Below are 8999 nucleotides of genomic sequence, written 5' to 3'. Positions count from 1 at the left end.
TCTAGTCCGGCGGCGCCCGGATCACGGTGCGCCCCTTCCGGGCATCGGGGGCCGGGTACGGGCTGCTCGGCGTGGTGGTCAACTGGCCCTCGGTGCGGCCTGACCGATGAGTTCTGCGCGCGGTGCTGGTCCGTACGCCGAACACCGACTCACCGGGAGGCCGACGCCATGCGGAAACTGACCTTCGCCATGAACGTGAGCCTGGACGGCTACACCGCCGCGCCCGGCGACGACCTCGGCTGGAGCGTGCCGAGCGACGAGCTGTTCCAGTGGTGGTCCGACCGGGTGGGCGCGACAGGCCTGGCGCTGTACGGGCGCAAGCTGTGGGAGACGATGAGCTCCCACTGGCCGACCGCCGACAAGCAGCCGGGTGCCACCCCGGCGGAGATCGAGTTCGCCGGCCGTTGGCGGGACATGTCGAAGGTGGTGTTCTCCTCGACGATCGACAAGGTCGACTGGAACACCCGTCTGGTCACCGGCGACGCGGTCGCCGAGATCACCAGGCTCAAGGCCGACGACGGCGGCCCGATGGACATCGTCGGTGCCACACTCGCCGCGGCGGTCATGCGGGCCGGGCTGATCGACGAGTACGTGCTGGCCACCGCGCCGGTCCTGGTGGGCGGTGGCACGCCGTTCTTCGCGGCCCTGGACAACTGGGTGAACCTGAGCCTGGTGGAGACCCGGACGTTTCCCGAGGGTGTGGTGCTGACCAGGTACGAGACCAGGCGCTGAGTGCCCGACGGTCAGCTCGTCCCCAGCCACCTGCCGGGGCGGCTTCTGCGATCTGCGCACCCGGACACCCTTCGTGACCGGTCGGCCTCGGACCCGCCGCAAAGGCTGACGCACTCCTCGCGAGAAGAATCGAACAACTTTCCCAACTTCCTTTGCGACCAGGGACGTTGTCGGGCTCGTTGTCAGTGCCGAGCGGTATTCTGGTGAACAGAATCCTGGTGCAGATTCCAGGCGGATTCACGACGCTCATGGAGGTCGCCGATGACCGCAGCCAGCACCCTGACACCCCCGCTCTTCGCCCTGTCAGCATCACCCGCGCCCGCGCAGGTGCCCAAGAGGCGGCTGCCCGCGGGCCGTCCGAGGGAGTGGTACGTATCGCACAACCGCCAGCTCAAAGCGATGCGGATCGCCATAGCTCTGCTCGACGCCGGCGTCTACACCCCGACTCAGGCCCGCGACCGGACGATACGGAGCGCGGCAGCGCGCATCGGCGTGCATCCGCCGTCCAACACCACGTGCAGGCTGGTGCGTTCACTGCTGCCCTGAGCCCCGATGCCCTGAGCCCGGTGCGCTGACGCTGACACCGGGCTGATCCCGCGGGAGTGGTCCCCCACCCTCACGGCGCCGCTCCGGCGCCGGAGGCACTCCCCTGCCCGACTGAGGAAGCCTTCGCCTGGCGGGGGCTTCCTCAGTCGGCGCTCAGTCGGCACTCACTCAGAGCCGGCCGGGGCTCCGCCAGAGCTCGGCCGCCGTTTCAATCCGCGCGTTGCCCGCGCTTCTCGCTCCACTCCGCGACGACGCCCTCGACGTCGTACGGGACCAGGTTGAGGGGCGGGCCGGCCGGCGGCGTGCGGATCGCGGCGCGGATCTTCTCGTTGATCTCCGTCACGATCCGCCGCACCTCCTTCTCGGAGCGTGCACGGCGCGCCGCGGCGAGGGCGTCCTCCGCCTCCTTGCGCAGGGCGAGGGTGGGCGGCAGATGGGACAGGCCCTCGTCGTGCATCTTCCGCTTCAGCCACCAGGTCTCGTCGTACGGCGCGTTCGCATCGCGAAGCGGCTTGCCCGCGCCGGGGAGGTCGGCGAAGGCTCCGCGCTCCTCGGCCTCACGGATCTGTTTGTCGACCCAGGACTCGAAGGGAAGGCCAGGCGGCTTGCGTTCCGTCATGGTCCGATTCTCCCCCGCCCGGTGCCGCCGCTGCCAGGCCGCCCCCGCGTCGGGGAGCGAATCCGGAAGTTCTTCCGACGGAATCCCGCACGCCGCGGCGCAGGCCCCCCGCACTCCCCCGCTGGTGATTCCCGGCCTCGGCGGGACGACTCGCGGTGGATTCCCGTTGGCCCGGTCCTGCGCATGCGGGATTCCGCCATTGACGGCTTGAAATCGTCTACCTAACGTCTCGCCCATGATTCCGCGAGCGAGTGCCGACATGATCGATGCGCTGGATCGCCGCATCATCGCGGCGCTCCAGCTCAACGGACGCGCGCCGTGGGCGGGCATAGCCCGCTGGGCGGGGACGAGCGAATCCACCGCCCAGCGCAGGTTCAACGTCCTGCGTGAGCGCAAGCTGCTCCACGTCGTGGGCGCCGTCGAGCTCGACCGCACCGGCGGCGGCTCCTCGATGCTCGTACGCGTCCAGGCCCGTCCCGGCAAGGGGCTTGAGCTCGCCGAACTGCTGGCCGAGTGTCCGGAAGCCCGGTTCCTCGCCCTCGTCACGGGCACGGCCGACCTGATCGTCGACTTCGTCGCCCGTGACAACGAAGAGCTGCTGCGTCTGCTCTACACCGATCTGCCCGGCGCCCACCTCATCGCCGGCACGGAGCACGTCGCGGTGATCCGGACCTTCTCCTCGGCGGCGCTCTGGGACACCGGGCTGCTGCCCGGGGAGGCGGTGGCCGACCTCCGGCCCGCCCTCACGCCGCCCTTCGAGCGGGTCGACTGGGACAAGGCGCCCCAGCCGCTCACGGAACTCGAACGTGCCGTCGTCGGCGAACTCGCGACGGACGGGAGGCTTCCGGTCACCACCGTCGCCCGGAACCTCCAGCGCAGCGAATCCAGCGTCGCCCGTGCGATGGAGAGACTCGTCGCCCGGGGCAGCCTGCACTTCCGCACTCTGGCGGAGCCCGCACTGCTCGGGTACGAGGCCGAGTTCATGCTGTGGCTGTCGATCGACCCCGGCCATCTGGAGACCGCCGGACGTCAGCTCGCCAAGCATCCGGGAACGAAGTTCCTGGCTGCCGCGACAGGCCGGTTCAACCTGGTCGGCCACATGGTGCTGCCGCGCCGCACCGACCTCTTCCGCTACACCGACGAGGTCATCGGCGCCCTGCCGGGCCTCAACGGCTCCGACGTCACCCTCCATCTCGTCACGCTCAAGGGCGCCTGGACGCGCATGGACCAGTTCGACGCCTGACCCCCGCCCCCGGCCCGATACCCCCGTCCCCCGTCACGACCGCCGTCCGCTTCCACTCTCCACCTGCGAGGCATCATGTCCACCGACGACGCCCCCTCTCCCGACACAGCTCCCGCCGCACCGTCCGTCGCCGACGACCGCCCCTCGTGGCAGTGGCCCGAATCCGTGTGGCGCGGCCACGCGGAGGCCGTACGGGCGGGGCGCTCCCTCACACCGCCCCGCTGGCCCGAGGCCGCGCGCGTGGCGGTGGCGCTGTCGTTCGACTCCGACCACGAGACCATTCCGCTCCGCGACGCCGAGACCAGCCCCGGCCGCATCGCGCAGGGCGAGTACGGCGCCCGCGTCGGCGCCGTCCGCGTGCTGGAGCTGCTGGAGCGCTTCGGCGTTCCCGCGACGTTCTTCATGCCCGCCGTCTCCGCCCTGCTGCACCCCGACGAGGCACGCCGCTACGTCCGCGAAGGCCATGAGGTCGGTGTGCACGGATGGATACACGAGCGGAACACCCTGCTCGGGGCGGAGGACGAGAAGACGCTGATCCGCCGCTCCCTGGAGACCCTCACCGAGGTGACCGGCGCCGCGCCGACCGGCATACGCACGCCCTCCTGGGACTTCTCCGACTCCACTCTGCAGACCATCCTCGATCTCGGCTTCGACTACGACTCCTCCCTCATGGCCGACGACGAGCCCTACGAGGTGGTGGCGCGCGGCACCGCGACAGGTCTGGTCGAGATCCCCGTCGACTGGATCCGCGACGACGCCCCGTACTTCACGATGGACCGCTTCACCGCCGTGAGGCCCTACACCCGCCCCCGTGACGTGCTGGAGATCTGGAAGGACGAGTTCGACGCGGCGTACCGCGACGGCGGCGTCTTCCAGCTCACCATGCACCCCCACGTCATCGGGCACCGCTCCCGTCTGGTGATCCTGCGCGAACTGCTCGATCACATCAGCGCGCACGCCGGCGTCTGGTTCGCCACCCACGCCCAGCTGGCCGGCGCAGCCCGCGAACAACTCGACCGCCCCGCCGTCCCCACGGAGCCCGACGCATGAGCACCGACGCCTCGTCCACCGCTGCGAAAGGGCCGCAGGGGCCCTCGTCCTCACCGGCGCCGCACAAGCTGAACCGCGCACAGCGCAAGGCCATCCTGGCCGGAACCATCGGCAACACCGTCGAATGGGTCGACTGGGCCCTCTACACGATCTTCGTGAAGACGATCTCCGACGTCTTCTTCCCGAAGTCCGAGGGCGCCGTCGCGCTGCTCTCCACGCTCGCGGTCTTCGCCGTCGGCTTCGTCGTGCGTCCCGTGGGCGCGGCCGTGCTCGGCGCCTACGCGGACCGGTTCGGCCGCAAGAAGGGCCTCACCCTGACCGTCGGGCTCATGGCCGGGGCGTCCTTCGTCATCGCTCTCACCCCCGGCTACGAGACGGTCGGCGTGGCCGCCCCCGTCGTGCTGCTGATCGCGCGGCTGCTGCAGGGCTTCTCCGCGGGCGGGGAGTTCGGATCCTCCTCGGCCTTCCTCGTCGAGTCGGCGGCCACCGGGCGGCGTGCCTTCGCCGGCTCCTGGCAGCAGGTCTCCGTGGGCGGCGGCACGCTCATCGCCTCGCTGCTGGGCACCGTGCTGACGTCCACGCTCAGCGACGACGCGCTGCACTCGTGGGGCTGGCGCGCCGCGTTCATCACCGGCGGCCTGCTCGGCCTGGTCGGGCTGTGGCTGCGCGTCTCCGTCGAGGACACCGAGTCCTTCCACAAGGCTCAGGAGAGCGGCCGTTCGCGGAGCAACCCGCTCACCGCCATGTTCCGGGAGCACCCCGGTGCCGCGCTGCGCGTCGTCGGCATCACCATCGCGGGCACCCTCACGTACTACATATGGATCACCTACCTGCCGACGTACGCGAACATCGCGACCGGCATCCCGCTGAGCAAGGCGCTCCTGTCCCAGACGATCTGCCTTGCCATCTTCATCACGCTGCTGCCCTTCGTCGGCAAACTGTCCGACAAGATCGGGCGCAAGCCCACCATGGCAGGCTTCGCCGGCGGCTTCGTCGTACTGGCCTGGCCTCTGCTGCACCTGCTGAGCAACAGCTTCGCCAGTCTCTTCTTCGTGCAGCTGACGGGCATGCTGCTGATCCTCGGCTACTCCGCCAACTGTGCGGTGATCATGGCCGAACAGTTCCCGCCCGAGGTACGGGCCACCGGCATCGCCCTGCCGTACGCGCTGGCCGTGGCCCTCTTCGGAGGCACCGCGCCCTACATCACCACCTGGCTCAACGACGCGGGCCACGGCGGGCTGTTGTGGATGTACGTCTCGGGAGCGGCGCTGGTCTCGCTGGTCATCTACCTGACGATGCCCGAGACGAAGAACAAGGAGTTCGCCTGATGGCCCACGTCCTGGTGACAGGCGCCGCGTCCGGCATCGGACGGGCCGTCGCGGAGGCGTTCGCCGAACAGGCGGGGAACGTGCTCACCCTGGTGGACGTCGACGCGGACCGACTGGACACCGTGGCCCGGGAGTTGGACGCCGGAGCGGTGTGCGTCGACCTCGCCGGGGCCGACGGCCCCGAGGAGGCCGTGGCCCGCGCCTGGGAGTCCCACCGCTCGCTCGACGTGCTCGTCAACGCCGCCGGGATCTACCCGTCCCTCGACATGCTCGACGTCGACGCGGCCGGCTGGGACCGGGTGTTCGCACTCAACACCCGGGCGCCTGCGCTGGCCACGGCGGCGCTGGCCCGGCGTGCGGTGGAGGCGTCCCGGCCGGCGTCGGTGGTGAACATCTCGTCCGGCGCGACTCAGCGCGCACGTCCCGGCGGCGGACCGTACGCGAGCTCCAAGGCCGCACTGGAGATGGCGACCCGGGCCGCCGCTCTCGAACTCGGCCAGTACGGCATCCGCGTCAACGCCGTCAGCCCCGGCTTCGTACCGGTCGACAGCGCCTGCAACCCGGTCGCGCCGGAGTACGCGGCGGCCGTCTCGGCCAACCCGCTCGGCCGGGCGGGCACTCCAGCGGACGTCGCCCGTGCGGTGCTCTGGATCGCGGGCCCGGAGGCCGAGTGGGTCACCGGGGAGATCCTGCGCGTCGACGGCGGTTCCTCCGCCGGCGCGGGTCATCTGCCACGGCTCTGGCCGCCGGTAGCGAACGGCACACACGTCGGGCTGCACGAACACCACGGCGGGAACAGCGCGTTCAGCGCTCACGACACGAACAGCACGGAAGGAAGCGCCATATGAGCGGCGACGCCTACACCGTCGTCGGCGGAGGAGCCATCGGCGGCACCCTCGCTCACAGCCTCGCCCGGGCCGGGCACCCCGTCACCGTGGTCGACTCCGACGTGGCGCACGTGGCCGCCGTCCAGGAGCACGGACTGACGGTCGATCACGGAGCGGGCCGCTTCGCCGCCGTACGCGTCACCGCCTGCACTCCCGAGGAGTTCGACGGCTCCCTGGAGCGGGTGCTGCTCGCCGTCAAGGCGCAGGCGACCGAGGGCGCCGTGCGATGGATCGCTCCACGCCTGGCCCCCGACGGTTACGTCGTCTCCGTCCAGAACGGCTTCAACGAACCGCTCATCGCCGAGCACGTCGGCGCCAAGCGCACGGTCGCCGCGTTCGTCAACATCTTCGCCGACGTGACCGGGCCGGGAGTCGTACGCGACGGCGGCCCCGGCGCGTTCGTCATCGGCGAGCCGGGCGGGGCGCCGGTCTCCGACCGCGTCCGCAGGCTGGTCGCCGACCTCCAGGCCTGGGGCCCGGCCCGCGCCAGCGACAACGTCGAGGGCTATCTGTGGGCCAAGGCCGGCTTCGGCGCGATGCTCGCCGCGACCGCGCTCGCCGACGACTCGATGGCCGATCTGATCGACCGCCACCGCGAGTCGATGTACGAAATCGTGCACGAGGTCTTCGACGTGGCGGACGCCGTCGGCACCCGGCTGGAGCCCTTCGACGCCTTCGAGGCGCGGGCCTTCCAGCGCGGACGGCCCATCGACGTGCGCAGGGCGGCCACCGAACGGCTCACCGCCTGGCTGCGCACCCAGCCCAAGGACCGCAGCGGCATCTGGCGTGACATCGCCGTGCGGCGGCGGCCGGTGGAGGTGACCACGCACTACACCACCGTCTTCGAGGAGGCGCAGCGCGCGGGCATCGAGACGCCCGTGCTGCGAGCCGTCATCTCCGGACTGCGCGAGCTGGAGCAGGACCCCGGGTCGATGTCCGAGTCCCGCCTCGACGACCTGGACCGCCTCGCCTCCCTGCGTGAGAGCCCCTCCGTTCCTGCCACCTCCGCCACGCTCCCCGCCGGCGCGGTCCTCAGCGACGACCAGGCGCAGTCGGTACGGGCGTGGCTGGAGGACCACCGCGAGGAGATGGTCTCCGACCTCGCCGCGTACACCTCTCAGGGCAGCTCCAGCGACGACCCGCTGGAGCTCGAGACGTGCCTGAGCTGGCTGCGCGGCTGGCTGGACGAATCGCTGGGTGCGGCCGGAAGCCGGGGAATCACCGAGGAGTTGCTCCCGAGCGAGACCGCCGGTGACATCCTCGTCCGCCGCTACCCCGCCCCCACGGGCGAGGTGAACGGACACGAAGCCGGCCGCGGGCGTCCCGTACTGCTGCTCGGTCACTACGACACGGTGTGGCCGACCGGAACGCTGGAGGGGTGGCCCTTCCAGCGGGACGGCGACCGCATCACGGGCCCGGGAGTCTTCGACATGAAGGCCGGTCTGGTGCAGGCGGTGTGGGCGCTGAAGGCGCTGGACGCCCTCGGACTGCCCCGCCCTGCCTGCACGTTGATGCTGAACGGCGACGAGGAGACCGGCAGCCTCGCCTCCAGCGACGCCATCGTCTCGGAGGCCGTGACCTCACGTGCCGCGTTCGTCTTCGAAGCCGCCGCCGACGGAGCGGTCAAGACCGCCCGCAAGGGCGTCGGCCTGTTCCGGCTCACCGTTGAGGGAGTGGAGGCGCACGCGGGCCTCGACCCCACGGCCGGGGCGAGCGCCGTGGAGGAGGCGGCGCACCAGGTGCTGCGCCTCTCCGCCCTGAGCGATCCCCCGGCGGGCACCACCGTCAACGTCGGTGTCCTGCACGGCGGTACGCGAAGCAACGTCACCGCCGGCCGGGCCGTCGCCGACATCGACGTACGGGTCGCGTCGGCGGAGGAGCAGAAGCGGATCGGTGACGCGCTCAGCGAGGCGTCCCCGGTCGACCCCCGCACCGAGGTCGCGGTCACCGGCGACTGGAACCGCCCGGTCTTCGAACGCACCCCCGGGGTGGCCCGGCTCTACGAACTGGCACGGGAGTGTGCCGCTCCGCTGGGCCTGGACCTCCAGGAGACGTCGGTGGGCGGCGCGAGCGACGGCAACTTCGTGCTCGCCGCGGGGGTCCCCGTCCTGGACGGCCTCGGCGCGGTGGGCGCGGGTGCGCACGCCCGTACGGAACACACCACGGTCAGCGGCATGACGGAACGCGCGGCGCTGGCGGCCGGGATCCTGGCCGCCTTCGCCGAGTGAACGGGCGCGCGGGCGGCCGGCTCGCTGCGGAAAGGTGAACTGTCCCGCTCAGGAAGGCCGTTGACTCCAGGGTGTGAAGCGGCCGACGACGGTGACGGCGTCCTGCTGTCGCGGATCCACCGCGGCGAGGACGCCGTCGCTGATCTCCCGGTGCGTCAGCCAGCGCGTGCCCTGCGGGCCGTCGGCGAAGCCGAGGACCACCCGCCGGTACGTGCGCCCGGCCGGTACGGGCAGCGAACGGGGGCCGGTGGTACCCGCGTGTGAAGGACCGAGGGCCGCGCTGCCGAGGACGTCCACGACCAAGGCGTCCTCGGCGAGCCGGTCTTCGAGCGCTTCGTGCACGGCCGAACGGTGCGGCGAGTGCAC

The 8999-nt window shown here is 71.4% G+C and carries 9 protein-coding genes; 7 read left to right on the top strand and 2 right to left on the bottom strand.

Annotation, left to right across the window (positions count from 1 at the left end):
- Positions 1-168: 168 nt before the first annotated feature.
- Positions 169-732 carry a dihydrofolate reductase family protein gene (locus H5J26_RS25070; protein ID WP_181768234.1) on the top strand — a complete coding sequence of 188 codons (564 nt, stop codon included), beginning with the start codon at positions 169-171 and terminating at the stop codon, positions 730-732.
- A 261-nt stretch (positions 733-993) separates the two neighbouring features.
- Complete coding sequence (locus H5J26_RS25065; protein ID WP_235981062.1) at positions 994-1278, top strand: hypothetical protein; 285 nt, start codon at positions 994-996, stop codon at positions 1276-1278.
- A 208-nt stretch (positions 1279-1486) separates the two neighbouring features.
- On the opposite strand, the gene H5J26_RS25060 is transcribed toward H5J26_RS25065, so the two are convergent.
- Positions 1487-1897 carry a DUF1992 domain-containing protein gene (locus H5J26_RS25060; RefSeq protein ID WP_181768233.1) on the bottom strand — a complete coding sequence of 137 codons (411 nt, stop codon included), beginning with the start codon at positions 1895-1897 and terminating at the stop codon, positions 1487-1489.
- A gap of 259 nt (positions 1898-2156) precedes the next feature.
- Between H5J26_RS25060 and H5J26_RS25055 the strand changes: the two genes are divergently transcribed.
- From H5J26_RS25055 to H5J26_RS25035, 5 genes are all read left to right on the top strand, one after another.
- Positions 2157-3140 carry an Lrp/AsnC family transcriptional regulator gene (locus H5J26_RS25055; RefSeq protein WP_181768235.1) on the top strand — a complete coding sequence of 328 codons (984 nt, stop codon included), beginning with the start codon at positions 2157-2159 and terminating at the stop codon, positions 3138-3140.
- Positions 3141-3215: 75 nt separating this feature from the next.
- Positions 3216-4190, top strand: coding sequence for a polysaccharide deacetylase family protein (locus H5J26_RS25050; RefSeq protein ID WP_181768232.1), 975 nt, complete (start codon positions 3216-3218; stop codon positions 4188-4190).
- Entirely contained in the window at positions 4187-5518 is a 1332-nt protein-coding gene (locus H5J26_RS25045) for an MFS transporter (RefSeq protein WP_181768231.1), read from the top strand. Before H5J26_RS25050 ends, H5J26_RS25045 begins: the two co-directional genes overlap by 4 nt.
- Positions 5518-6366, top strand: a complete 849-nt coding sequence (locus tag H5J26_RS25040; protein ID WP_181768230.1) for an SDR family NAD(P)-dependent oxidoreductase — start codon at positions 5518-5520, stop codon at positions 6364-6366. Before H5J26_RS25045 ends, H5J26_RS25040 begins: the two co-directional genes overlap by 1 nt.
- Positions 6363-8633, top strand: coding sequence for a 2-dehydropantoate 2-reductase (locus H5J26_RS25035; protein ID WP_181768229.1), 2271 nt, complete (start codon positions 6363-6365; stop codon positions 8631-8633). Before H5J26_RS25040 ends, H5J26_RS25035 begins: the two co-directional genes overlap by 4 nt.
- Before the next feature lie 48 nt (positions 8634-8681).
- On the opposite strand, the gene H5J26_RS25030 is transcribed toward H5J26_RS25035, so the two are convergent.
- Positions 8682-8999, bottom strand: a 318-nt coding sequence (locus H5J26_RS25030; RefSeq protein WP_210771742.1) for a hypothetical protein, incomplete at its 5' end; no start/stop codon positions are given.

It is taken from the genome of Streptomyces albidus (ex Kaewkla and Franco 2022), assembly GCF_013870515.1.
GTDB classification, from domain to species: Bacteria; Actinomycetota; Actinomycetes; order Streptomycetales; family Streptomycetaceae; genus Streptomyces; species Streptomyces albidus.
This window is presented reverse-complemented; position numbering and strand designations above follow the sequence as displayed.